This is a genomic window from Marinococcus halophilus, from assembly GCF_002265875.1.
GTDB lineage: Bacteria > Bacillota > Bacilli > Bacillales > Marinococcaceae > Marinococcus > Marinococcus halophilus.
The window spans coordinates 293,555-320,032 of sequence record NZ_NPFA01000001.1 but is presented as its reverse complement, the minus strand read 5'-3'; the positions used below and the strand labels follow the sequence as shown (position 1 = coordinate 320,032).

Genomic DNA, 26,478 nt, shown 5'->3' with positions numbered 1-26,478 from the left:
ATCAATGTTATTCTATACAGATGAGTAAGCACGGACGGGAATGTCAGCAGGAGGCAGAGTATGTATCACGCAGAAACAATTAAAGAAAAACTGCGGTTGTTTATGGTTATTTTAGTGCCCATTCTGATTACGCAGCTAAGCTATTTTGGCATGAATTTAATAGATACGATCATGTCCGGGCGGGCCGGCACCGATGACCTGGCTGGCGTTGCGATCGGGGCGAACCTGTGGATGCCGGTGTTTACAGCGGTGAACGGCATCCTGCTCGCCATCACCCCGATTGTTTCGCAGCAGCTTGGAGCCGGGGAAGGAAGGAAAATCGCCGGCACAATTACGCAGGGTCTGTACCTGGGCGTGCTTTTCGGGTTGCTTGTTATGGCGCTCGGAGCAGCGGCTTTAAGCCCGGCTCTTTCTTTTATGTCACTTGAGCCGGGCGTTGAACGGATTGCGGCCCATTATTTGATCGGCCTTGCTTTTGGAATTATTCCGTTCTTCCTGTCGATTGTGCTCCGGAACTTTTTTGATGCCCAGGGACATACACGGATTACGATGGTTATTATGCTTGGCACGCTTCCGTTTAATGCATTTTTTAATTACGTATTAATTTTTGGCAAATTTGGCTTTCCGGAGCTTGGCGGCATCGGGGCGGGCTATGCCACGGCAATTTCCTACTGGATCATTTTTGCGTTCAGCATTATAATGACGTTTCGTATCCCGGCAATGAGACGGTTCCGCATCTTTTTAGATTGGTACAGGCCCTCCTGGCAGGCGTGGAAAGAGCAGCTGCGGATCGGCGTGCCGATGGGCATGTCACTGTTTTTTGAATCAAGTATTTTTTCGGCAGTGAGCCTTCTGATGGCGTCGCTGTTCAGCACTGTGACGGTCGCTGCCCACCAGGTGGCGCTCAGCTTCACGTCCCTGGTATTTATGGTGCCCCTGAGCATCTCTATCGCGCTGACGATAGTGGTTGCCTTTGAAGTTGGCGGCGGTTACCTGGAGGGGGCCAAAGCGTATACGCGCCTCGGGGTAACGGCAGCCATGGGCATATTAGGCGTGGCGTCCATAGGAATATTTCTATTGCGCGAACCGATTGCCTATATTTACACGGCCAATGGAGAAGTAGTGCAGCTGGCGGCTCAGTTTTTCCTGTTTGCGATTGTCTATCAGATTTCAGACGCTGCGCAGGCCTCGCTTCAGGGTGTGCTCCGGGGCTATAAAGACGTAACGGTGCCTTTTTTCACCGCCCTTGTATCCTACTGGGCCCTCGGACTGCCGGCCGGCTATTTGCTTGCTGTTGCGACGCCGCTTGGCCCTTTTGGTCTCTGGCTCGGTATTACTGTCGGACTGACAAGCGCCGCGATCGGTTTTTTCGTACGGTTAAAGATTGTAGTGAAAAGGAAGGAAAAAGTTTACAGCCTCTCTTAATCTTTCTTACTGTTAAAGCCCCAGCCGGTCCCGGTACTTCTCCAGCCACTGTTCGTTTTGGTCGTCCCCGCCATCAGCATTGCCACTCGCAAAGATAGGGGGCATGTTTCCGCGGTCTGTCGTGATCTCAATGGCCCGGGCAATAATTGCCTGCAGCATAGCCGTTCCTATCGCCGTAGAGCTTGAAGCAAAGGGGGCAGTGAGTGCTGGATGCGTAAGCAGGGCATCGCCGGAAGGGGCATGGTTATCGAGAACGATATCAACCACATGCATCAGTTTTAATCCATCCTTATGGCGGGAGGGCTGGGCCGAAGAATAAGCAACCGATGTCAGGCCGGCAACCTTAGCGCCGGCTTTTTTGGCATGAAGGGCGACGTCAACCGGAACAGGATTTCTTCCCGACGTAGAGATAACAATCACCGTGTCCTCCGGCTGAATATGCTCGTCCGCTAAAAACGTTTGGGCGTAATCGTTTGTCCGCTCAAGCTCTGAGGACCGGAGAGCTCCTTCATGGAGCATTAGCGGTTCATGAAGAATGGGATGGATCGGCACGAGCCCGCCGGCCCGGTAGTAGACTTCGAGCGAAAGAAGGTGGGAGTGCCCGCATCCAAACAAATGCACAAGGCCGTCCTGCTCAAGCGTTTTGGCAATGGCTTCTGCGCATGCTTCCATCGGCGCGCTTTCTTTTTCTTCCACAGCATTCAGCTGCTGGTGGATTCGGGAGAAATATTTTTCTATCATAATATATATCATCCTTTCTGCACGGTAAAAGTATACCTGTTTTTTGGCAGAGAAAAAGCCCCCGCCTTTAAAACGGGGGCAATTGTTATTCCACCTTGGAGTCAGGATCCTGGGTACGCATTGCGTCAGCGACAAATTCAACCTCTGTACCAATAATGACTTGCAGATTGGTTTTATCTACCTTCACCACACCCCGTGCTCCGTTCTGCTTCAGTTGGTCTTCATCAACTTCGTCCATATCGTTCATCTGAAGACGCAGTCTCGTTACGCAGTTATCAATCGACTGGATGTTGGAGTAGCCCCCGAGAGCAGCTACATAGTTTTTAGCGAGCGACTCATATTTATCATCGCCGCTGAACGTATTAGCTGTGGTGACCGTTTCTTCATCCTCGCGGCCCGGTGTTTTAATGTTCAGCAGCCGGATCAGCACTGAGAAAACCACGAAGTAAAGAACACCGAATACTAATCCTACCCCTAGCAGCAGCACAGGCTTGGTCGCAATGCCGAAGTTGAGCAAGTAGTCTATAAAGCCGGCGGAAAAACCAAAGGCGTCCAATATTCCCAGCTGGAATGTTACCACCATCGCAAGCCCGGTCATGAGCGCGTGCACGACGTAAAGCAGCGGGGAAAGGAACATAAATGTAAATTCAATCGGTTCCGTAATACCGGTCAGGAAAGAAGTGAGTGCCAGGCTGCCGAGCATACCGGCAACTTCTTTGCGACGCTCCGGCTTTGCAGCCAGAATCATGGCGAGACACGCGCCCGGAAGGCCGAACATCATGATTGGAAAGAATCCGGCAGTATAGGCGCCAGCATCCGGGTCACCATTTAAGAAACGAGTGATCTCACCGTTATAGCCCTGAAAAGAACCAAAATCAAACCAAATGTACACATTAATTATATGATGCAGGCCGGTTGGAATCAGGAGTCGGTTTAAAAATCCGTACAGCCCGGCTCCGGCAGCTCCAGTTCCTGTAATTACATTGGTAACCTGGTCAATACCAGTCTGTACCGGCGGCCACACATAGCCGAAAATAAACGCAAATACGAGCATCGTAACGGCCGTAATAATAGGCACAAACCGCCTGCCCCCGAAGAAGCCGAGGAACTGCGGCAGCTGAATGTTATAAAAGCGGTTATATAATAGTCCGGCCGTAATACCTGCGATTATGCCGCCAAACACTCCCATGTTAATATCTTCGTTTATGCCTTCTAATCCTCCAGTTAAAATTAAATAACCGACAACGCCCGCGAGTGCGGCGGCGCCACTGCCGTCCCTGGAAAAACCAATCGCCAGTCCTACCGCAAACAGCAGTGCCAGGTTATCGAAAATAAACTGGCCGGCGTTGGCGACAAAGGCAATATCGAGCAGATCCTCCTGCCCGAAGCGCAGAATAAGAGCGGCAGCCGGCAGGACTGCGATCGGAAGCATCAATGAACGTCCGAGCTTTTGGAACTTGCCCATGATTTGAATGTTTCCAAGCATAAGTAGATCCCCCTCTAATAGAATGTATGATGAAAATGTACCTTATTTTAGTTATAGATGTCTATACCAATTTTCTTAAAAATTTAAAAACTCTGTCAGAGAATCTGGCAACATCTATAAGGTAACGCTTACAAACATAGTAACACATTATATATAGATGTCTATACCATTTTTAAAATAGATTTTTATGACGGACATGATACGATAAAAAGAAAAAGGAAAGGTGAGAAAAATGAAATTTGATCTTCACAACCATCATGATCGTTGCGGACATGCAGAAGGAACCATTGAGGATTATATCCAGGCAGCGATCCGGGAAAAGCTGGACGTGATCGGTATTTCCGACCATTCCCCGTTCTTTGCAAGTAGCGAAGAACATCCTTATCCCCGCATTACGATGGCTAAAGGAGAATTTCCGGTCTATATTGAAGAAATTCGTCAGCTGAAAGAAAAATACATAAATGATATTGAAGTGCTGATCGGAGTGGAATCCGATTATTTTCCGAACCAGGAGAAGCCGTATCGTCTGCAGTATGACAACTATCCGATGGATTACGTGATCGGTTCGGTCCATTTTGTAAACGGCATAAATATTTTCGACACTTCAAGATGGGACGGTATGGATGATGCAGATATCCGTCAGGTAAAGGAAGAGTATTACCGCCAGATTATGCTCTCTGCCAAAAGCGGAATGTTTGATATTTTAGGCCATATTGATGCCCTGAAGGGTTATTTTCCCTACGCAGCAGAGATCGATACTCCGAAGGTGGACGAAGCTCTCCGGGTGATTGGGCAGGAAGGGACGGCCATTGAGATTAACACATCGGGTAAAACTAAATACTGCGGGGGCTGGTATCCGTCGGACGATCTGCTTGAACGCGCCCTGTACTACAGCGTTCCCGTAACTTTTGGTTCTGATGCCCATGTACCCGAAAGGATTGGGGAAGACCTGGAAGAAGTACAAAAGCGTTTGAAGCAGATTGGCTATCGTTCCTGGAGATTTTTTCGGCAGAGACGCCCGGTGGATGTTTATTTATAAGTGTACAAAAGCTAGCTGTATTGCCTTTTTAAGAAGGAATACAGCTTTTTCATCAATAAATTTACTAAAATATAACTAAAAGCTAATGGTGAATGATTACATTATTAACAGCAGAGAAAGATAAAATAGTTTGGTATATCTTTGTTAATTCATTAAACAAAGGCATTTATCAATAGAATCAGACGAAGCGAAACATAATTAAATTAATTTTCAAACTTTTATTGAAAGCGTTTGCTCAATGTGTTAACTTAATAAAAACGAATAAAAATTTACTAAATAAAAATTCAGGGAAGGATGTTATTTTATGAAAAAAAGGTTGTTGCTTTCGATGCCTGTCGTTACAGCGGTAGTATTGAGCGGATGCGGGGGCGGAGGGGGAGACTCTTCAGGGGAAGATTCTGGCGAAACATTAACACTATATTCTTCTGTAACGAATGAATCGGAAAAAGAAACGTTTGAAGAACTCGTTGCCGACTTTGAAGAAGAGAGCGGCATCCAGGTGAATGTGAACCTCCCAGGAGCGGATTATGAAAGCCAACTCCGCGTGCAGATGGCCTCCAATGAAATGCCGGACGTTTTCGATACCCACGGCTGGGCACAGAATCGGTACGGTGATTATACTGAAGATCTTTCCGGGGAAGAGTGGGCCAGCGATTTAAACGATAACATGAGCTCGCTGTTGTCGGACGAAAACGGAAAACTATATGCATATCCAATCAACGAAGCGCTGGATGGGATCAGCTACAACAAAACGCTTCTTGATGAGCACGGTATTGAAGCGCCGGAAACATACGATGAGCTGCTTGCAGCGATGAGGCAGCTCGAAAAAGAAGCTGGAGATGAAGTGACGCCGATGTTTATGGCTCAGGAAGGTGCCGGAGCAATCGCCCAGTATTTCGATCAGATGGCTACGCCGCTTTTGACCTCTGCTGAAGGTGAAAACAATTATGAAGAAGAATTGAAAGAAGGTACGTTTGACTGGAGTAATTATACATTCCTGCCGGAACAGCTGCAGACTATGCACGAGGAAGGTTTAGTTAACGAAGACGCGGTCAATGCTAACGGTGCCCAGGCTGTAAATCTCATGGCCCAAAACCAGATTGCTTTCATCTTTGCCGGTGGTTCATTCGGCGCTGACGTCACAGAGTTAAATCCGGATGTGGAAGTGGGAATGGTGCCGGTGCCTTCCATTCATGAAGGGGACGACCCGAGCTGGATCGGCGGCGAACGCCATACGCTGGCTGTCTGGAATGATTCTGACATGAAGGAAGAAGCGAAAGAGTTCATCTCCTTTATGGCTGAAGAAGAAAATGCAAAAACAATGGCTGAAGCTACCGCCCTCCCGTCCCCGCTCGAAAGCGTAGATTCGGAGAGCTACTATGAAGATTCCTACGCCAAATATGAGGATATTGAAATTGAGCCATATTTTGACCGGGAATACCTGCCGAGCGGTATGTGGGACGTAATTGGAAGCACTGGTGAAGAGCTTTTGGCCGGTTCAATGACGCCGGAACAGGTGTCCGAGGAAATGGCTACAGAATTCGAGCGTCTCCGCAAAGAGGTCGGCGTCGAAGAAGGCGAAGATATTGAAGAAGCGGAAGAGCCGGCAGTAGACGAAGAAGCGGAAGAGTAATCAGGAGGATTAAATGAAAGGGACTTCTTTCCGGTCAGTCCCTTTCCCTTTATAGGAGTGAGAAAAAATGGAAAAAACCGAAAAATATGAATCAGCAGATTCCGGTGCTAAGAAAAACAAAATCAAAAGCTCAAAAACATCCTCGCTCTGGATTATGTACGTTCCCGCGCTTGCCTTTGTCATTATTTTCATCGTTTATCCGTTTATCAACGGCCTGCGCATTTCTTTTACAGATTGGGATGGTTTCTCGCAGACAAGGAACTTTGTCGGCTTCGAACAGTACACCCGGATGCTTACAGACCCTACTACGTGGCTCGTAGTGCGCAATACGCTGCTTTATGGTGTCGGCAGTACGTTTTTGCAGATGACAGTAGGCCTGCTGTATGCACTGCTGCTCATGCAAAGCCTGAAAATGCGTGCCATTACCAGAACAATCGTATATATGCCGGTTATTATCAGCCCGCTTATTATGGGGTATATCTGGTACTTTATGTTTGCTTACAGTAATGGAGCGTTAAACGATGTTGTCATGCTTTTTGGGCTTGATCGTATTAACTGGCTGAACAATCCTAGCCTGAATCCGTTTTTAATCGTACTGGTCAACACATACCAGTTTGTAGGCATTTCGATGATTGTATTTATTGCCGGACTGCAAAGCGTATCCAAAGAGTATTACGAAGCAGCACGCATCGACGGGGCTTCGCTGTTCCAGCAGTTCAAAAATATCACGATTCCGCTTTTAATGCCGGCAATTACCATCAACGTTGTGCTAAATATTATAGGAGGGTTAAAGCTGTTTGACGTGATTGTTTCCTTGACCGGAGGCGGACCGGGAGATGCCTCGCAGTCCATGTCGACATTCATGTATTCGCTGTACTTTGACCGCCAGGACGCAGGCTACGCAGCCACGCAGGGCGTGCTGATGGTTATCATTATTCTCGTTATTACGCTGGCCTCGGTCATTTACCTGCGCCGCAAGGAGGTAGAAGCATAATGAATCGCTTTACAGGAAAACAGCGTTTAGGATTGAATCTTTTGTGCCTGCTCATATGTCTTTTGCATATTGTTCCCTTTTATATTTTGATTACTACCTCGCTGAAAGCATTGGGCGACTTTAGTTCCATGTGGGTACTGCCGCAGCAGGAATGGAGCTTTGAAAATTTTACTGTGGCCTGGGAACAGGCGCAGCTCGGGACAGCAATGTTTAATTCCGGCTTCATTACGTTTTTCTCCGCCGCCTGCCTGATTCTTGCCGGTTCGCTGGCTGCTTACCCGCTCGCAAGGAGACAGACGAAGCTAAACAAATTTGTATACTTGTTTTTTATCGGTGTTATGATTGTGCCGCCACTGACGGTCCTCGTGCCACTTTACCAGATGGTCGTGGACTGGGGGCTGTTAAATACTCGCGCCGTGGCTATATTTAATAACGTTGCAGCATTTCTTTCAATGACGATTTTTTTGTATGCCGGATTTATTCGCTCTACTGTGCCGAAAGAGCTTGAAGAAGCGGCAAAAATTGACGGTGCAAGTACGATGACCATTTTCTTCCGGATCGTGTTTCCGCTGCTTAAGCCTATTACAGCCACGGTATTAATCATTGCCTGCGTCTATATCTGGAACGACTTCCAGTTTGCGATTTTCTTCCTTCAGGAAGCAAGCGTTCAGACGCTGCCGGTGGCAGTGAACAGCTTCTTCGGAGAAAACTCGGCCAATCTGAACCTGGTGGCTGCCGCTTCTCTTGTAGCGCTGCTGCCGATGACCTTGTTGTTCTTATTTTTACAGCGCTTCTTTATCGAAGGCCTTGCGCAGGGATCGATCAAATAAAATAAAAAGTGGGGAAAAGCGGAATGCCTATTCATTACAGCAGTGCCACTAAAACATTTCATTTGCAGGCAGCAGATACGAGCTACGTATTCGATGTGCTTTCAAATAATCAGCTCGGGCATATCTATTACGGAAAACGCCTGCCGCATCGTGAGGATTTTTCTCATCTGCGCCGGTTTGAAGAACGTTCGAATACGACTTCTGTATTTGAAGAAAATCCTTCATTTTCACTCGAAAGCATACAGCAGGAATATCCGGTTTACGGCACGACTGATTTCCGTGAGCCGGCACTGCACATTCAGCAGCAGGATGGCAGCCGTATTACTAATTTCCAATACGAAAGTCATGCTTTCCTTGAAAACAAGCCTGAGCTTCCAGGGCTGCCGGCCACATACACAGAGCACGGAGATGAAGCTTCTACGCTCGTTGTTACTCTGAAAGACTACCATCTGAACGCGGAATTAACTCTGCAGTATACGCTTTTTGAAGCATCCGGGGTCATTACTCGGAGTGCGGCTGTTTATAACGGCGGAAGTGAATCGTTTCGTCTGCTTGGCATTAAAAGCATGAATGTCGATTTTCCGGACGCAGAGTTTGAGATGCTGCATTTATCCGGTGCCTGGGCGAGAGAGCGTCACGTGAAAACACGAAAGCTTGAAGAGGGAGTACAGCAGATTGCAAGCACCCGAGGCGTCAGTAGTGCCCAGCACAACCCGTTTCTGGCGTTGAAGCGGCCGGGAACAGATGAAAGCCGGGGCGAAGTATTTGGTTTCAGCTTTGTTTACAGCGGTAATTTCGAGGGCCAGGTAGAGGTTGACCACTTTGGGGTTTCGAGAGTGTCGATGGGGCTTCCGGGTTTTGATTTTTCCTGGAAGATGGAGCCTGGCGAAACTTTCCAGACTCCCGAGGTAGTGATGGTGCATTCTACAGAAGGCTTAAACGGCATGAGCCAAAAATTCCACGATCTATACCGCAGCCGCCTTGTTCGTGGACCCTGGAGAGATGAAACACGGCCGGTGCTTTTAAACAACTGGGAAGGCACTTATTTTGATTTCAATGAAGAAAAGATTGTTTCCATGGCGGAAACAGCCAGTCAGTGTGGTATCGAATTGTTCGTCCTGGATGATGGGTGGTTCGGTCGCAGGAACGATGACACGACATCGCTCGGGGACTGGTTTGAAGATGAAAGTAAGCTTCCAAACGGCATCCGGGGGCTGGCGGAAAAAATCACAGGCATGGATATGCGTTTTGGCCTGTGGTTTGAACCGGAAATGATATCAAAACAAAGCGAACTGTTTCAAAAGCATCCGGACTGGATACTTGAAACACCGGGGAGACAGCCCTCACAGGGAAGGAATCAATTTGTGCTGGACTTTTCAAGGCCGGAGGTAGTTGATGAGCTCTACCGTCAGATGTCCCGGCTGCTAAAGGATGCTGCCATCACTTATGTAAAGTGGGACATGAACAGGCCGCTTACAGAAGTTTACTCTAAGGTGTATCCGCCGGACCGGCAGCAGGAAATCATGCACCGTTACGTGCTCGGTGTCTATGATTTGTATGAGCGGCTGACGACAGAATTTCCGCATGTATTGTTTGAGTCCTGTGCAAGCGGGGGGTGCCGGTTTGATCCCGGCATGCTGTACTACGCGCCGCAGACATGGACGAGCGACAATACCGATGCTGTGGAAAGACTCCGTATCCAGTACGGTACGTCGATGGTGTATCCGCTGAAGACAATGGGTGCCCATGTATCTGACGTACCCAATCATCAGGTGCACCGGACTACGAGTCTGCAGACACGGGCGGACGTTTCCTATTTTGGAAATTTTGGCTACGAGCTTGATATTACGAAGGAGCCGGATCTATCAGTGCTGCAAAAGCAGGTGGAATTTTACAAACACTACCGGGAGCTTCTCCAGGAAGGTGACTTTTACCGGATTACGAGCCCGTTTGAGGGTGATGGAAACGTGACTTCCTGGAGCGTGGTTTCGAAGGATAAGAAAACGGCAGTCATTGGCAGGTACCAGGTGCTCGAAGAACCAAATGATGGGTTCAGCCGGGTTTATGGGGTCGGACTCGCTGAAGAGCTGCTTTATGCAGTGGAAGGAACAGACTGGCAACTGTATGGTGCTGAACTAATGTATGCAGGGCTTCCGGTGAATACAGAGGGGGTGAAAAAGCCTGTAGGAGATTATGCCTCCACCGTTATAGTACTGCGGGCAGTATAGAGAACCAGTAAGCCGGAAAAAGCGATATTCGCTTTTTCCGGCTTTTTTCACGTCAGTATAAAAATACTAATAAAGACCGCTATAATTATCGAGAATGAAGACCGATGAAAGTAGTAAAAGAATAACGTACGATAAAAGAATATGTGTGTAATTTATAATTATACAACAAGAAAGTATAGACGCCGGCAGGACAATATGAAAAAATATATTAAGTATAATTCAAATGGCTGCTTATTTTTGCATAAAAACAATTGTTAAATTAATTCTTACACAAGCGCAAAAAATTAATAATATGAAGACCGTCACTGAAGAAAGGAGATTCACCCTTAATGTCAGCAAAATATGAAGAACAGTTACAGGAAATACTGCATGAGGCGGTGCAGGACCATAACTATGACCGCGCCGAACAGGCCGTACATTATATGCGCAGCCTCGAACGAATGAAGGCTTTTATCGCGGGAGAGGATGCCAGTTACCCGGAACGGAATAACGCGGAGGCGGTGCCCTTTGGAGAAAACGGGTTGGTCGACCTGTCCGCTCCTACAGTTCCCTTCAGAGATCCCCATCTGAACGTTACCAGCGCTTCTTCAGCCCAAAACCGGGACACGCTTCTTTTATACTACATTGAAGAAGAGGGGCTGCTGAAATTCAAAAAAGCACCACAGACATACGCTGTAAGCGTTGAATTTTTCAGGACGTTCTTACAGAACCTGGTTTCCTGGGAGAATAAATCTCCTTTCTCTTCAAAGGATTACTTTGAAGCCTTTGGGGATTCACTGAAGGAAAAATCCACCTATCAGGCCTCTACGCTTCGCCAGTTTATCACTCTGCTGTTCCGCTACTGCGTGAAGCTGAATATTCTTGAAAAACCGGAAGTGCATCAGCGCAGCAGGTATATTCTGGCAGAGGATATCAGCGTGGAAGAGGTCATCGACTACATTAAAGAACATAGAATATTACAGATGTGAAAATAACGCATAACTTCTTCCGCCTTTTCGCAGGTGGAGGAAGTTTTTTTATGTTTACTGGGCATATTATACCGTGTGCAAAGTTTTAATTAGGTCTAAAATCACTAATAAAGTTACGAATTTGTGTGCTAAATTACAGTTATGTAACAAAAGTTCCACTTCTATTGAATTAGTTGTGCCTCCAACATATACTACGAGTAGTTAATAAATACGGAAAAAACATACTTAATCACTTAAAAATAAAATAACAGGAGGTGTAATCGTCTTAAACTCTTAATAATAAAAAATATCCCTTTTATTACATATATTTCTATCAGATGAGCTGTTCTGAAACTTTAGATTCACAACATACACACTCCGGATATTAAGAGACCTTACAGACGAAAACATATGAAAAAATTCTTATTCAGCGCTGCGCTTGCAGCAGGACTTTTAGCCACACCCAGCGTTGCAGACGCAGCTCTTGGAGACCAGACATTAAAAGTAGGCCACCGGAACTCTGACGTAAAAGAGCTGCAGGAGTACTTAAAAAGCGAAGGATATCACAGTGGTGCCATTGACGGGGTGTTTGGACCGGTAACAGCGAGCTCCCTGAAATCATTTCAGCGTGCAAAAAGCATTGGAGTGGATGGCGTAGCCGGCCCAATCACATTCAGTAAAATGAATCTTGGCAGCAACAGCTCTTCCTCCAGTGTTTCTTCGAATTCCTCAGGTTCTTCCAGCTCGAGCGTGTCTTCGAGTCTCCGCCGGGGGGACCGCGGAAGCGAAGTGAGCAGTTTGCAGAGCACGCTGAAAAGCAAAGGATTTTATAACAGCTATGTGGACGGCGTATTCGGCCCTGTAACAGATGCAGCAGTAAAAGATTTTCAGCGCGCTGCGGGTATCGGGGTGGACGGCGTCGTCGGTCCGGTTACCAGAAAAGCATTGAGCAGTAATGTGACGGCTTCTTCCGGAAATTCCAGCTCCTCTTCGAGTTCCAATTCCAGTACAGTAGCAGGTGTATCGACCGGCTCGTCCTCAGCGGTAGTGGAAACAGGCAAGCAGTATATGGGGACTCCTTATGTATGGGGGGGCACTACACCGAGCGGCTTTGACTGCAGTGGCTTCGTCCAGTATGTTATGAATCAGCACGGCGTAAAAACGAAGCGTACAGTAGCGCAAATGTGGACCCAGGTATCGAAGGTGTCGAATCCGAGCGTAGGCGATGTCGTATTTTATGAAACAAGAACAGGTCCTTCCCATATGGGATTTTACGTTGGAAACGGCAAGTTTCTCCATGCCGGCGCCTCGACCGGCGTCACCATTTCCGACATGAAAAGCTCCTATTGGAAATCCCGTTACATTGGCGCAGGACGTTTCTAAACATAATAAATAACCGAGAGGCTGAAAAGCAGAGTCATTGCTTTCAGCCTCTTTTTCGTGACAAAAGTTTTACGCGAAAGATGCTGGCAGGCTGAGATATAGTTACTTTGGCGGGGGAGGTTATGTGCTATACTTAAACTGCTTAATCGTTTCCATGCCGAAGGAATAATAAAGGCTGAGGGCCGAACCAAAGGAGTGGAAGAGTTGATTGACATTAACAGCTGCATCTTAAGTGATGAAGACGATACTGCGGAGAAAAAGAATAATGTCAGGCAATGGCTCACAGAATGCCAGGAAACAGGAGTTACAGATATTATTGCTGCCCCAGTGCAGTGGCATGAAAACGATAAACGTCCAGGAGATACAATTCCATTTTTAATAGAGCAGTTTCAAAAGCAGTGGCACAGTGAATTAGGCAACATTCGTATTTATCCCGGCCAGTGCGTTCGGCTGACAGATACACTGATCAATGAATTAAAGACGGAAGAAGCACTAACGCTAAACGGCAGCCGGTACGTTCTTGTAGAGTGGAGCGAAGAGCTTTCCTATCACAACATGCATGCGAATTTACATGAACTGCGTATGGAAGGGTACATGCCCATCCTTGCAGAACCAGAAAAGGCGCCGGGCTTCCAGCAACATCCGGAAGAGCTGTACCGGCTGATTAAAGACGGATCGCTCGCACAGGTGAGTGCAGAAAGCTTCAGCAAAGCCGCTCCGAAGCCGCAAAGGCATCTGGCAGAAAAAATGATTCAGCACCGGTGGGCTAACATGACAGCGAGTATGACCATCGATCCCTCTGAAGAGGGAGCTTCCCTGGAAGGGGCCTTCAACAGTATCGAAAAGCTGGCTGGAAAAGACTATGCAGAAATGCTGAAGGAGAACGCAGCATGCGTGCTGAATAATCGTTATGTGAGTACCGAGGAGCCGCTTCCGTTAAAAGAAAAAAGAAAATGGTTTATGCCAAACCGTTCCAAAGCCAAATAAAAAACGGCGTCCTCGCTGAGGACACCGTTTTTTTTATTTATTCTGCGGGAGCTTCTTCGCCGTTTTCAAGCTCGAGATGCTCACGGAGCGTGTTCGAGATTTCCTGCACCTCGGCCGGATCTTGCTCCATGTAGTAAATTCCATCAATTGTGCGGTCCTGGCCGTTTTCAAAGCTAATGTTTTCAATATCATTCCGGGCGCTGAAGTAATTCGAGCGCAGATCCTTCATGTCATCGAAGGTCATGTTCGTGCGCACATTTTCCTCTACCACATCGAGATAGTCGCCAATGCGAGTGATGGATGTCACGCTCTGTCCTTTATTCGCAATAGCTTCAAGTACCTGACGCTGGCGCTCGTTACGTCCGAGATCCCCGCGTGGATCTTCTTTTCTCATACGAACATAGGTAAGTGCTTTTTCCCCGTCCATTTCGATTTCACCTTCTGGAAAATCATAGCCGTTGTCGCTGAAAGCAAAAGTATTGTTGACGGTTATTCCACCTACCGCATCTACCATATCCTCGAATCCTTCAAAGTTAATAGTAGCGTAATAGTCAATCGGTACGTTCAGGAAGTTTTCCACGGTATTCATTGCCATGTCAGCCCCGCCAAACGCATTTGCATGTGTGATTTTGTCTTTTCCTTCATCTCCCCGTCCGATCATTTCCGTATACGTATCTCTTGGAATACTGACCATTTTGGTTGATTCAGTTTCAGGATTTACAGTAGCCACAATCATGGTGTCGGTCCGGCCTGAGGTGCTTCCATTCCGGGCATCAACGCCCATGAGCAGAATGGAAATCGGCTCGCTTGCATCCATGTCTACATCGGCTTCCCGAAGGTTGCTCTGGCGATCGTTGCCCTCGTTAATATTTTCCGCCGTATCCGCAACCGAGTCGTAAAGGTACCAGGCATAGATGCCGACTGCTATAAGGAGCGCCAAAAACAGCCCGCCAATAATTAATAATGCTTTTTTCATATGTCTCCATTTCTCCTGTCTGCCTGGTTATGTAGTATTGCTTCATTTTATAGTTAATTCAGCAATAGTTCAATAGGCTGTAATTATATGATATCTGCTACAAATAATAGTCGCCTAAACTGCCGGGAAGTTACAAAAAAATCCAGACAATAAAATTGCCTGGATACGTTTAGTTATTTACTTACCCCTTTAATGGATTCCGGGGTGGCGCCGGCGGTCATGGCGCAGAAAGCTTCCTGTTCTTCAGAGGAAAGTGTTTGAATGAGCTGCTGCAGCTGGGCGTCGTCTGTCTGCCTGCGCAGCTTCTGGACTTCTTCTATATAAAGGCTTCGTACAGAAGCCGGCAGCGCCTGAACGTCATCCGGAAGATTCTCTGTCTGTTCGAGCAGCTTGCAGAGGCTCTGATAGCGAAGCTGAAGCTTCCGGGTGAGCTGGACGGCATGCGCCCAGAGCGTATAGAGCTCTTCGTTGTTTTTCATCAGCGTGCTGCGTTCTTCCTCGACGCTTCGAAGTGTTTGAATACTAGTTAATGTGATCATACTGTGCGCCCTCCTCGTGTTCATCCCAAGGTTTTTCCAGTGTTATAAATTTCGCTAGCTCCTTGCTTTTCTGCCGGTGGTGCTTGCGGTCAATTTCGCGGTCTTTGCCGGTTTCAAATAGCGTTTTTTCTTCATCCGTTTCTGGAATAATGCCTGGAACCGGTACCGGTTTGCCGTGATCGCCGAGAGCGACGAACGTTAAAAAAGCGGTAGCTGCTATCCGGCGTTCTCCGCTCATCATGTCTTCAGCGATCACCTTGCAGAAAATTTCCATCGAGCTTGTGCCGGTATAGGATACAAAGGATTCAATGCAGACTGAATCTGTCTGGAAAATCGAACAGAGAAAATCAATGGAATCGGTCGAAGCGGTCACGCACTCCTTCGCCCGGGAGTGCCGGCGGGCCGACAGCGTGGCGCAGCTGTCGAGTTTTTTCATCAAAACGCCGCCAAATAGAGAATTATAATTATTTAAATCGTTCAGCAGTACCTGGTCAGTGTTGACGATACGGCTTTCACGCATTTTCCGTGCCTGCATAGTGAAGTCTCCTTTCATTTATAAGGATACTCTATACAAAATCATAATGAAAATGAATGATTAACATATTTAACATAACCTTTGTCTATGATAAAGACGTTAATGCTCCTGCCCCATTTGGGAAAGCACCGGAATGGAAAAATCGAGCCATTCTTTAGCGATAAAGGAGAGGTAATGCTCGCGATGCCAGATAAGGCCAAGCCTCCAGCGGAGCGTTTCGCCGGAAAGCGGACGAATAATTACCTGCCCGCCCAGCTCCCGGCAAATACTTTCGGGAAGAAGGGTAATGCCGAGACCGCTCGCCACCATTTTCTCAATAAAATCCCATTGTGAGCTTTCTGAAAGAATGTTGGGCATAAACCCGATATCCCGGCAGGCGGCAATTATCTGCTGGCGCAGGGAAAAGTCCTGGTTGAACAGCAGGAATCGCTCCCGGTTCAGCTCGGCAAGCCCGACAGACGACTGCACAGCAAGGGCGTGTCGGGAGGGAAGCACGACCTGAAGCGGCTCATCAATAAAGGGATGGATATGAAAAAACGATTCCTCTGTTGGCAAAACGACGGCGCCGACATCAAGGTCGCCGTGCAGCAGAGCCTCTTCGATTTTTTTTGACCCGTTTTCTTCGAGGTGGAGGGTGATTTCGGGATATTTTTCGTGAAAAGGGGCGATCACGCGAGTGAAAAAGGAAGAACTTAAAATAGGCGGAAGCCCGATGCGGAGCTGTCCTCGCTTTAAGCCGCGGAGAGCGTCAAGCTCGTGCTCAAGGCCATGATAAGCGTGGCGTATCTTTTTGGCCTGCTCAAGCATGACTGCTCCGGCATCTGTAAGGGTCAGCTTCTTGCGAGAGCGGTCAAACAGCGTTACGCTCCATTCCTCCTCAAGCTGGCGCAGCATTTTACTAATCGTCGGCTGGGTAACGTACAGATGTTCAGCGGCGCGGGTAATGCTTTCAAGCCGGGCGGCTTCCATAAAATAAATGAGCTGGCGGTAGTCCATGCGATCACTCCAATAATTAGATGATACCATTGTAATAAATCCATAATAAAAAAGAAAATATTGACACTTCTTTATGAAAGCGTTATCATTTAATTACTTATTAAAACAATTTTAAGAAGTATAGGTGGCTATCATGACGGTAACGAACGCAAACATGTTAAAAACAGCAAACCGACGGCGTGTATTTGAATTGCTGCACCGCAGTGAAGAGCCAATGACCCAGCAGGAAATGGCTAAAACGACAGGCTTAACAGTAGCCTCCGTAGGAAATATTCTGGTTGATCTGGAAAAAGCACGGCTGCTGCAGGAGGCGGGGCAGGCACTGTCCAATGGAGGCAGAAAACCTACGCTGTATACCCTGGATTCCGAGTGGCACTATTTAGTCGGCGTAAGCATTTCCGTAGAAGAAGTGGTGCTTGTGATTACTACGTTAAAGGGGGAGATAATTTACCGGGAAACAGAATCTTTTTCTCTAGCGGAAGAGCCTGAAGCGGTAATAGGGAGAGTGATAAATAGAGTTAAAAAAATTGTAAATGCGCCCAAGTTCCAGTTAAAAAAGATGGTAGGTATCGGTATTAGTTCACCCGGCCCGGTTAATGCGGATAAAGGCACCATTTTATCCCCGCCGCACCTGCCTCTATGGCGAAACATCCAAGTCGTTACATTATTTGAAAAAGCGTTTGATACAGCTGTCTGTCTTGAAAAAGACGCAAACTGCATGCTGCTCGGAGAATGGCATTACGGTCATGCACGGGAGGCAGAAAACGTGCTTTATTTTATGATCGATTTTGGTATAGGGAGCAGTTATATCATCAATGGCCAACTCTTCCGGGGCACGACTCACCTGGCGGGGGAGGTAGGATTCGAAAGCAGGCGGCTGCGTCCGAAAAACAATGTAACAGGAAAGGCTTTATACTCTATTCTTCCCATTTTAGAAGAAACAAAGGGCCGGATACATCGAGGTGATTCAACATCACTGCCAAAAAATTTACATTCCATAGAAGAATTCATCGAAGGCCTGGCAAAAGGGGACCCGCTGGCGCAGGAGATTATTCAGGAAAGCATGGAGGACGTCGGCAGTGCCATTGCCGATAAAGTGAATTTTCTTAATCCGGAATTAGTCGTCATTGGCGGCAGGTTGATTACAGCTGTCCCGGAGTTTCCTGAAGAAGCAGAAAAAATAGTTAGAGAATGTGTTTATCCTGAAACAGCAGGCGCAATGGAGTTTATTTCGTCGAAGTTCGGGCAGGAAGCGGAGGCTATGGGAGCGGCTTCCCTGATTCTAAAACGAGCGCTGCACTAAGAAATTTCTGCAGCCTTTAGCTTTTAAAGACTTATTAAAACTGTTTTAAGAAGTGAAAGGTTAGAAAATAATGCAGATCGGAGGCGGAGCCTCATGAAAAAATCAATATCGATTGGAATGTCTATGCTGGTAATAGCAGGACTGGCAGGCTGCAGTGGTGACAACCCGAGCGCAGAAGAAAAAGAGACGCTCACCTGGTACACGACAGCAGGCTATTCACCTGAAGCCCCATCAGCCGCAACATCAGATTATATTTCAGAAAACATAGAATCCTTTGAAAAAGAACATCCGGATATGAACATTCAACTTAGTCTGCAATCGAGCAACATTGATGAAGCGATGGCCAGACTGCTTGAACAGGCAAATACCGGCCGGGCGCCGGATATGGCTGCGATTGACGGCTATATGCTGGATCGTTACAAGGAATATTTGCAGCCCCTGGATGAACTGATGGAAGAGCGGGGTCTCGATCCAGATGATTACCTTCCTTTTGCGGAGAAGGTATTACGGGGCGATGACGGAAAGATCTATGGCCTGTACATGAGCACGGATACGAGAATGCTTTATTATAACAAGGAAGTCATTGAAGAACCGCCGTCGACCTGGGAGGAAGTGATTGAAGTATCCAATGAGGTACAAAAAGAAGGCTATGAAGGCCTGGTACTTCCGCTGGGCATTGGAGAGGGTACATCGGTGACATCCTTATGGCCGTTATTCTGGTCGCAGGGCGGCAAGCTGGTGGATAAGGAAGGCAACCCGGTTTTCGGCAAAGGAGAGAATAGAGAAGCCATGATTCGTACGTTTGAAACGCTCGACCGTGCCCAGGAGGAAGGAGCTGTTTCCAAGCGCATGGCGAGTTCGGGCCGGGAAAATGATGCAAATGGGGAAGTTGCAGCCGGTGATACGGCCATGTTTTTAGGCGGAAGCTGGCAGGCGGTCACGATAGAAGAAATACTTGGCGACGATTTTGAGAACTGGGAAGTAGCTTCACTTCCGACAATTGAGGAAGACGATCCAACCGTATCAAGCGCTGGCGGCTGGGCCTGGGGGATTTTTACAGATGACCCGGAGAAGAAGGAAGCCGCCTTTGATTTTCTTATGGATTCCTTTATCAGTGAAGAAGGGATGGGCGAATTCACCTCGATTCAGGGCTCGCTGCCGGCCCGGACGTCTGTATATGAATCCGATTCTTACAATCCCGGCGCTTTCAATGACGAGTTTCTGACATCTTTGGAAACAGAGGCCGAAGCCCGTCCGGGGGCTTCAAAATATAACGAAATTTCGGTACAGCTGCAAACGGCTATTTCCCAGGTAATATCCGGGAGCAAGGAGCCGGAACAGGCGGTTGATGATGCATGGGAAATTGTCACCTTCGGAGAAAGCGGTGAGAGCGAATGAGCACATACGATAAAGCATTTCCCCCTCAGCAAACGGAACAAAAGCGGAGGCCGAGAAAAACAATGTGGGACACCCCGTATCCCTGGCTAATCCCTCTTTTGCTGGTATTGGCCGCAGTATTCCTCTACCCAATTCTCCAAATAGTGCGGCTTAGCTTCACAGATGCAAATATGATTCAGGTAGGGTACGACTATACGCTGGAATCATATCTTCGCATGTTTACACTTCCAGGCTTTTTGCCGATGATCGGAACAACAGCGTTCTTCGTATTTTTCAGTGTTGTTTTTCAGCTCTTTGCTGGATTTATCGTTGCACTTCTCATTGTACAGGGGGAGAAAATGAACCTACGGGGCACAGTCGTCGTGCGTACCTCTGTCCTCGTGGCCTGGGCCATTCCAGGTGTTGTCATTGGGGTTATATGGGGCATGCTGTACAACGAAACAGACGCAGGCATTATCAATTATGCTCTGAGTACCATAGGCCTCGGGCCCGTTTCCTTTCTCTCAGACCCGACCATGGCGCTGTTGTCCGTGACGCTCGCCAATATATGGCGCGGCACAGCATTCAGCATGATTTTAATGTATGCAGGATTGAAAACGGTTTCGAAGGATGTGCTCGAAGCAGCGGTTATTGACGGAGCAAGTGCGCTCCAGCGCATGAAAAATGTTATTCTTCCTGCGATCGCTCCTATTATACTGGTGAACCTGATTATTATTTCTATTGATACCTTCAATACGTTCGATATGGTGATGGCTCTTACAGGAGGCGGGCCGGGTAACAGCACAGAAGTTATCGCTTTAAGTATTTATACAGCTATTTTCAGGGAGTTTAACCTCGGAGAAGGTGCTGCGACTGCCGTAGTGCTGTTGGTGGTGAACGTAGTAATGACGCTTGTTTACTTAAAGGTACTCGGCCGAAGGGGGGAAGAATAAATGATGGTAGGTGCGAAAAAACAGCGGTGGATAAAGGTTGGACTTTATATAAGCTACGTGCTTGTTGTACTCAGCTTTTTATTTCCGCTTCTTTGGGTGCTTTCCCTGTCCCTGCAGACAAGGTTTGAAGTGCTTCAGGTGCCCCCAAGTATCATTCCGACAAGCTTTGCGATCGGGAACTACCGGGAAGTGCTGGATTCAGCCCCGGTGCTCCAGTATTTATGGAACTCGTTTCGAATTGTGGCTTCCACAGTTGTATTAACACTGCTCATTGCAATCCCGGCAGCGTTTGCCTTATCAAGGTACCGGATGAAGTTTAAAAGCCAGCTGATGGTCGCTGTGTTAATGACCCAGATGATTTCAGCAGTAGTTATTACCATTCCGCTGTACCGGCTGTTTGCAAGCTGGGGGCTTTTGAACCAGCTGTGGCTGGTCGTTCTTGTATACGTCGCCGTAGTGCTTCCGTTTACCACGTGGTTTTTGAAAAACTACATTGATACCGTGCCGGTGGATATGGATGAAGCGGCAATTATTGACGGGTGCAACAAATGGCAGATGCTGAGTCGCGTTTTGTTTCCGGTCAGCATACCTGGTATCGTTTCCGTAGTAATTATTGTTGCTGTGCAGAGCTGGTCGCAGTTTGTTATTCCATTCATCCTGATCGATGATGCGTCGCTGTACCCGGTTTCGGTCGGCGTGGTAAACCTTCAGTCCACCCAGACCCAGATTACGACCCACCTGCTTGCTGCAGGAAGCATTATGTCCATTATTCCAGTAGTCATTTTATTTGTCCTGCTGCAGCGCTATATTGTTGGAGCATTGACGAGCGGAGCTGTTAAAGGATAGCAGGGATTTACTTCAGAGAGGATGAAAAATATGTTTTGGACAGAGGAAAAATTAGGGCAGCGAATAAGTGAGCTACAGAAATATCGTTATACCAACAAACAGCCGATCGAGCATTTTCAAACGGTGGAAGAACAAACAGGAGAAGAAATCATACAGGCTATGCCGAAGCAGGAAACGACCAAAATGAACATTGGCGACCGCTGGGAAGGGAGGGACCGCTATCTCTGGCTGAAAACAGAAGTAGAGCTGCCGGCACAGTGGCAGGGAGAAAAGGTCGTCGGCGTGTTCGATTTCGGAAAAACAGGCGGCGGCCACAATTCCGGATTTGAATCACTGCTGTACGTCAACGGTGAACCGATGCAGGCCGTCGATGGGAATCACAAAGAGGTATTTTTTCCTGACCGGTTAATCGGGCAGAGAATCACGCTTAAATTCCGGCTCTGGTCGGGTCTCGAAGGAATTAAGGGGAACCGGGAAGTTCAGGAGCATCGGCTGCAGGAGGCTTTTATTTCTTGCCTGCATGAGGCGGCAGATGATCTGTATTACACGGCAGGGGCAGCTTTAGACACGGTCGCCGTACTTGGCGGGCGGGACGCAAAAAGAGCCCTGCTGCTGCAGGCACTGGACCGGGCGTTTAAGCAGATCGACTGGCGCGTGCCGGGGAACGAAGCATTTTACGAGTCGGTGGAAGAAGCGAACGACAAGCTTCATAACGAACTGAAGCCGTTGCAGGAAGAGCATCCGCTGACTGTGCGCGCCGTAGGCCACACCCATATTGACGTTGCCTGGCTCTGGCGCCTCAAGCATACGAGGGAAAAAGCAGGACGTTCCTTTTCCACTGTCCTGAAATTAATGGACCAGTACCCGGAATACCAGTTTCTGCAAACGCAGCCACAGCTGTATGAATATATCAAAGATGACTACCCGGAGATTTACGAACAAATCAAGCAGCGCATAGCTGAAGGCCGCTGGGAGGCCGGGGGCGCCATGTGGCTTGAAGCCGACTGCAATATCCCTTCCGGTGAATCTCTCAGCCGGCAGCTTTTATACGGCCAGCGCTTCCTCGAACACGAGCTTGGCGTGAAGCGGTGCCGGTATCTGTGGCTTCCGGACGTTTTCGGCTACTCGTGGGCGCTGCCGCAAATTTTAAAGCAGGCGGGCATCGATACGTTTATCACCACCAAAATCAGCTGGAACCAGTACAACCGTATGCCGCATGATACATTCACCTGGCGTGGCATCGATGGCACAGAGATTGCTGCTCATTTTATTACGACGCCGGACGGCTCAAGCAAATACACATACAATGGTGAAATTGAAGCGGAAAGCATTCAGGGTATATGGGATCAGTACCGGGACCGCTCCTTTAACAATGAGCTGCTTTTATCCTATGGATACGGAGACGGCGGCGGCGGGGTCAACCGGGATATGCTGGAAAAAATACGCCGGTTCGACGAGATGCCGGGGCTCCCGAATGTGAAAACAGGGAGGGTAGACCAGTATCTCGACGGGCTTCATGAACGCATGGAACAAACCGACCAGTACGTGCACACGTGGGACGGGGAGCTGTATCTGGAGTACCACCGTGGCACCTACACAAGCCAGGCCTACAATAAAAAAATGAACCGCACCGCAGAGCTTCGCTACCGCCGGGCGGAATGGCTCGACACCCTGGCGTATCTCCAGAACGGTTCGTGGCACAGGGGCCGGCAGGAAAAGCTGCAGCAGGGATGGAAAATCATTCTGCGCAACCAGTTTCATGATATTATTCCGGGTTCTTCAATTCGGGAAGTGTATGAAGACAGCACAAAGGAATATGCAAAAGCGCTGGAGCTCGTTGAAGCAAACGAACAGGAAACAAAGACGGAACTGCTGAAGCATGAACAGGCCGGACAGGAACAGACTGTTTTCAACCCGGCCTCCCATTCGCGCGGGGCACTGATCCAGGTGCCGGATGGAGAGACCGGATGGACCAGCCATACGGGTGAGCAGCTGCAGATGCAGACAGAAGAGTCTGGAGAGGTGTTCGTGCACGTGCCGGATCTCCCGGCGCTCGGGTACAAGGTGATTTACGCCGGCGGGGCAGCACAGAAAAAAGAGGAAAAGCTGTTTCAGTACGAGAGCAGGCGCCTGGAAACTCCTTTTTATACGATCGATTTTAATGATCGCGGCCAGCTCGTGAGTGTGTATGATAAAGAGTCCGGACGTGAAGCATTGGACGGGCCGGCGAACGTTCTCGAGGTGTTTGAGGACAAGCCGCTTTCGTACGACGCCTGGGACATCGATATTTTTTACAAAGAGAAACAGTATGCCGTTTCTGATTTGAAAAAAATTCACCTGGCCGAAACCGGGCCGCTTCGTGCGGTCATTGAATTGGAATGGAGCTACCAGTCTTCTTCGGTGTACCAGAAAGTTATTGTGTACAGCCATTCAAGAAGAATCGATTTTAAAACGACGGTCGACTGGCATGAGCACCAGCAGCTGCTGAAAGCAGCGTTTCCAGTAAAGATCCGTGCCACCGAAGCTACCTATGATATTCAATACGGCAATGTCACGCGCCCAACCCACTGGAATACAAGCTGGGATATGGCCATGTTTGAAACCGTCGGCCACCAGTGGGCGGATCTTTCGGAGCGCGACTACGGCATCAGCCTGCTTAATGACTGCAAGTACGGCTATGACATCAAAGACAATGTAATGAAGCTGACGCTGTTAAAATCCGCAATAGAACCGGATCCGACCCAGGACCAGGGCGAACATATTTTCACGTACAGCCTGTTTCCTCATAAGGGAGGCTGGTTTGATGGCGGCACTGTACAGGAAGCAACGGAGCTCAATATTCCGGCGGAAAGCGTGGATGGAGCGATGGAAGCACACGAATACAGTTTTCTGCAGACTGAGGCGGCTAATATTACCGTGGACGCCGTCAAGCAGGCGGAGGATGATGACGGCATTATTGTGCGTTTGCATGAGCACGGAGGCGTGCGCGGGGAAGTAACGTTTGCAAGCGCCCATGCCTTTTCCACCTGCATGGAATGCAGCCTGCTGGAGGAGCCGGTGAAAAAGCTCGAAGCCGGCTCCAGCCTGACGCTCCACTTTAAACCGTATGAACTCAAAACGATCAAGCTGACGATTTGAACAGCACGGAATTACAGTCCGGAAGACTTCGGCTAACGACGTCTTCCGGGCTTTTTTATTGTGGAGTATTCTCCGTAGGTCTTCTGCATAAAATTGCGAAAATATGGTAAGCTGTTGGTGTGGAAAAAATGTAAAGGAGCAAATAATTATGATCGATTTGCATTCACATATACTCCCCGGCATTGATGACGGGGCCGCAACAATTCAGGACAGCATCGAAATGGGAAGAGCCGCACAGGTGAACGGCATACACACCGTGGTTGCCACACCGCATCATAAAAATGGTGCCTGGGACAACAGCGGGCAGGATATTCCCCATCTGGTGGACTACGTGAACGAGTCGCTGAAAAGCGCCCGTATCGACGTGAAGGTGCTGCCGGGCCAGGAGAACCGGATTAACGGGGAACTACTTAACGATTTGAACAAAGGCATCTCCATCGGCCTCAATCACAGCCGCTATGTGTTTGTTGAATTTTCGAGTGCGCAGGTGCCAAGATACGCGAAGCAGCTGATGTTTGAGCTGCAGGTGGAAGGCTACGTGCCGGTCATTGTGCATCCGGAACGGACAAAAGCGTTCCGCGAGCAGCCGGACCTTTTGCATGAATTTGTGAAAAACGGGGCGCTCACCCAGGTCACCGCCCACTGCTTTACCGGTAAAATGAATAAGAGCATCAAGCAGTTTGCTGAAGACATGGTGACCCACAGCTTAACCCATGTCGTGTCGACCGATGCTCATAACATCGATATGCGCCCGTTCGACCTGCGGGAAGCCTATGATTACATTGACCATCATCTGGGAGCAGAATATGTAGACACCTTTTTGGAGAACGCCGAGCGCATTATTGAAAATAAAGACCCGCTGCTTGATGAGCCGCTCAAAATTAAAAATAAGAAAAGATTTCTAGGGTTGTTTTAACTAATATTCCCCATTTACTTTAAGAAGATTTATTATTAGTATGTGTTTGTGTGTGATGAATAATATCAAAGATTCTGAGGAGTATTAGTATGGTGACCATGAATGTAATAACAGTATCGGATGATAATTACGCTCAGCATTTAGGGGTTATGCTTTATTCGTTGTTCGAACATGCTTCGGTTCCTGGTGATATAGAAGTAACAGTATTAGACGGGGGGATATCTGACGAAAACAGAAGAAACCTTAAAGCTGTGGCAAAGGCATGGGGGGGGAATGTTGCATTTATGCATACTGATGCTTCTCTCTATTCGAAATTAGCCACTAAGAGACATATCAGCCATGCTGCTTATTTCAAGCTCTCTATACCTGATCTATTCGCAGAAAAGGCGGAGCGGATACTATTTCTGGACTGCGATATGATCATTAAAGGAGATATCACTGAACTTTGGAATATTGACCTTAACGGATTCTGCCTTGCGGCAGTACACAACCCACTTTTTGAAAGACATGACCAGTTAAAGCTGTCAAAAAGCACAATGACTTTTAATTCAGGCCTTATGCTGATAAATATTCCTCAATGGCGTAAGGAAAATATTTCTGAACAAGCTATGGAATTCTTACAAGAGAATTCTCATAAAATCAAACTGCATGACCAGGATGGCCTGAATGCGGTATTAGCAGGTAATTGTTTATTTCTCCATCCTAAATGGAATCAACAGACGAAGTATTTTGAACTGACTCATCATTTTACTTCTTTTACAAAAAGAGAGTTTGAGTCCGCCAAAAGTAATCCATATGTGATCCATTATACGACTTCTTCAAAGCCATGGCAGCTGGATAATGTACATCCATACAAAGAAGATTACAGGAGCAGGTTGTTAAAGACACCTTGGAAAGAGTATGAATACAACTATACATCGAAATTCAGATTGTATAGAAGTTACTTATACCAAGTATTGCCGAATAAATTAATCGGTTTATTGAAGTATTTCTTGAAGCCGGCTTCTTGAAGGCTTATTGAGAGAAGTCTAGAAAGGACACATAATTAATATGCGAGGGAAAAAAAACAACTTGTTAAATCTTGTGCTCCCATTCTTTTTGTTTTTAACATTTAGCATACCAAGCTTGAAGATCGTTTTTATAAGCAGTGAACTTGTAAATGTTGTTAGTATATTAGGTTTATTTTTTATAGGAGCATTGAGAGCC

At 47.7% G+C, this 26,478-nt stretch carries 22 protein-coding genes; 16 read left to right on the top strand and 6 right to left on the bottom strand.

The annotated features are described in order from the left end of the window. Positions 1 to 60: 60 nt before the first annotated feature. Complete coding sequence (locus CHL76_RS01535) at positions 61 to 1,425, top strand: MATE family efflux transporter (protein WP_094907669.1); 1,365 nt, start codon at positions 61 to 63, stop codon at positions 1,423 to 1,425. Between the two features lie 12 nt (positions 1,426 to 1,437). On the opposite strand, the gene CHL76_RS01530 is transcribed toward CHL76_RS01535, so the two are convergent. Beyond that, entirely contained in the window at positions 1,438 to 2,166 is a 729-nt protein-coding gene (locus CHL76_RS01530; protein ID WP_094907668.1) for an SIS domain-containing protein, read from the bottom strand. A gap of 85 nt (positions 2,167 to 2,251) precedes the next feature. Then, the gene (nagE, locus tag CHL76_RS01525; protein WP_094907725.1) at positions 2,252 to 3,634 is read right to left on the bottom strand and encodes an N-acetylglucosamine-specific PTS transporter subunit IIBC; all 1,383 of its coding nucleotides are present in this window, start codon (positions 3,632 to 3,634) and stop codon (positions 2,252 to 2,254) included. A gap of 250 nt (positions 3,635 to 3,884) precedes the next feature. Here nagE and CHL76_RS01520 point away from each other — a divergent pair, with 250 nt between their 5' ends. From CHL76_RS01520 to CHL76_RS01485, 8 genes are all read left to right on the top strand, one after another. Continuing rightward, positions 3,885 to 4,691 (top strand): histidinol-phosphatase, encoded by an 807-nt coding sequence (locus CHL76_RS01520; protein WP_094907667.1) that lies wholly within the window; start codon positions 3,885 to 3,887, stop codon positions 4,689 to 4,691. 304 nt (positions 4,692 to 4,995) lie between these two features. After that, on the top strand, positions 4,996 to 6,324 hold the full coding sequence (locus CHL76_RS01515) for an ABC transporter substrate-binding protein (RefSeq protein ID WP_094907666.1): 1,329 nt from the start codon (positions 4,996 to 4,998) through the stop codon (positions 6,322 to 6,324). A 154-nt stretch (positions 6,325 to 6,478) separates the two neighbouring features. Continuing rightward, the gene (locus CHL76_RS01510; RefSeq protein WP_371862239.1) at positions 6,479 to 7,318 is read left to right on the top strand and encodes a carbohydrate ABC transporter permease; all 840 of its coding nucleotides are present in this window, start codon (positions 6,479 to 6,481) and stop codon (positions 7,316 to 7,318) included. Further along, positions 7,318 to 8,148: a carbohydrate ABC transporter permease gene (locus tag CHL76_RS01505; RefSeq protein ID WP_094907664.1), complete on the top strand. Its 831-nt coding sequence runs from the start codon at positions 7,318 to 7,320 to the stop codon at positions 8,146 to 8,148. The genes CHL76_RS01510 and CHL76_RS01505 overlap by 1 nt, the downstream gene beginning before the upstream one ends. Before the next feature lie 23 nt (positions 8,149 to 8,171). Further along, positions 8,172 to 10,376, top strand: coding sequence for an alpha-galactosidase (locus CHL76_RS01500; protein ID WP_094907663.1), 2,205 nt, complete (start codon positions 8,172 to 8,174; stop codon positions 10,374 to 10,376). A gap of 329 nt (positions 10,377 to 10,705) precedes the next feature. Further along, positions 10,706 to 11,344: a hypothetical protein gene (locus CHL76_RS01495; RefSeq protein WP_094907662.1), complete on the top strand. Its 639-nt coding sequence runs from the start codon at positions 10,706 to 10,708 to the stop codon at positions 11,342 to 11,344. A gap of 390 nt (positions 11,345 to 11,734) precedes the next feature. Beyond that, on the top strand, positions 11,735 to 12,706 hold the full coding sequence (locus CHL76_RS01490) for a C40 family peptidase (RefSeq protein ID WP_094907661.1): 972 nt from the start codon (positions 11,735 to 11,737) through the stop codon (positions 12,704 to 12,706). A gap of 204 nt (positions 12,707 to 12,910) precedes the next feature. Beyond that, on the top strand, positions 12,911 to 13,693 hold the full coding sequence (locus CHL76_RS01485; protein ID WP_094907660.1) for a CpsB/CapC family capsule biosynthesis tyrosine phosphatase: 783 nt from the start codon (positions 12,911 to 12,913) through the stop codon (positions 13,691 to 13,693). Between the two features lie 37 nt (positions 13,694 to 13,730). On the opposite strand, the gene CHL76_RS01480 is transcribed toward CHL76_RS01485, so the two are convergent. The 4 genes from CHL76_RS01480 to CHL76_RS01465 form a co-directional block, all read right to left on the bottom strand. Next, positions 13,731 to 14,669: an LCP family glycopolymer transferase gene (locus CHL76_RS01480; RefSeq protein WP_079474750.1), complete on the bottom strand. Its 939-nt coding sequence runs from the start codon at positions 14,667 to 14,669 to the stop codon at positions 13,731 to 13,733. A gap of 173 nt (positions 14,670 to 14,842) precedes the next feature. Continuing rightward, the gene (locus CHL76_RS01475; protein WP_079474751.1) at positions 14,843 to 15,208 is read right to left on the bottom strand and encodes a hypothetical protein; all 366 of its coding nucleotides are present in this window, start codon (positions 15,206 to 15,208) and stop codon (positions 14,843 to 14,845) included. Further along, entirely contained in the window at positions 15,192 to 15,743 is a 552-nt protein-coding gene (locus tag CHL76_RS01470; RefSeq protein WP_079474752.1) for an acyl-CoA thioesterase, read from the bottom strand. Before CHL76_RS01470 ends, CHL76_RS01475 begins: the two co-directional genes overlap by 17 nt. A 99-nt stretch (positions 15,744 to 15,842) precedes the next feature. After that, positions 15,843 to 16,739, bottom strand: coding sequence for a LysR family transcriptional regulator (locus tag CHL76_RS01465; protein WP_094907659.1), 897 nt, complete (start codon positions 16,737 to 16,739; stop codon positions 15,843 to 15,845). Between the two features lie 133 nt (positions 16,740 to 16,872). On the opposite strand from CHL76_RS01465, the gene CHL76_RS01460 reads away from it, so the two are divergent. The 7 genes from CHL76_RS01460 (at position 16,873) to CHL76_RS01430 (ending at position 26,282) form a co-directional block, all read left to right on the top strand. After that, positions 16,873 to 18,042 carry an ROK family transcriptional regulator gene (locus CHL76_RS01460; RefSeq protein ID WP_094907658.1) on the top strand — a complete coding sequence of 390 codons (1,170 nt, stop codon included), beginning with the start codon at positions 16,873 to 16,875 and terminating at the stop codon, positions 18,040 to 18,042. Positions 18,043 to 18,135: 93 nt separating this feature from the next. Continuing rightward, on the top strand, positions 18,136 to 19,440 hold the full coding sequence (locus CHL76_RS01455; protein WP_094907657.1) for an extracellular solute-binding protein: 1,305 nt from the start codon (positions 18,136 to 18,138) through the stop codon (positions 19,438 to 19,440). 170 nt (positions 19,441 to 19,610) lie between these two features. After that, positions 19,611 to 20,372 (top strand): carbohydrate ABC transporter permease, encoded by a 762-nt coding sequence (locus CHL76_RS01450; protein WP_233133185.1) that lies wholly within the window; start codon positions 19,611 to 19,613, stop codon positions 20,370 to 20,372. Further along, on the top strand, positions 20,373 to 21,218 hold the full coding sequence (locus tag CHL76_RS01445; RefSeq protein ID WP_233133184.1) for a carbohydrate ABC transporter permease: 846 nt from the start codon (positions 20,373 to 20,375) through the stop codon (positions 21,216 to 21,218). 30 nt (positions 21,219 to 21,248) lie between these two features. Beyond that, positions 21,249 to 24,356 (top strand): alpha-mannosidase, encoded by a 3,108-nt coding sequence (locus tag CHL76_RS01440; RefSeq protein WP_094907656.1) that lies wholly within the window; start codon positions 21,249 to 21,251, stop codon positions 24,354 to 24,356. Between the two features lie 148 nt (positions 24,357 to 24,504). Beyond that, complete coding sequence (locus CHL76_RS01435; RefSeq protein WP_094907655.1) at positions 24,505 to 25,272, top strand: tyrosine-protein phosphatase; 768 nt, start codon at positions 24,505 to 24,507, stop codon at positions 25,270 to 25,272. Positions 25,273 to 25,361: 89 nt separating this feature from the next. Then, positions 25,362 to 26,282, top strand: coding sequence for a glycosyltransferase family 8 protein (locus CHL76_RS01430; protein WP_094907654.1), 921 nt, complete (start codon positions 25,362 to 25,364; stop codon positions 26,280 to 26,282). The last annotated feature ends 196 nt before the right edge of the window (positions 26,283 to 26,478 follow it).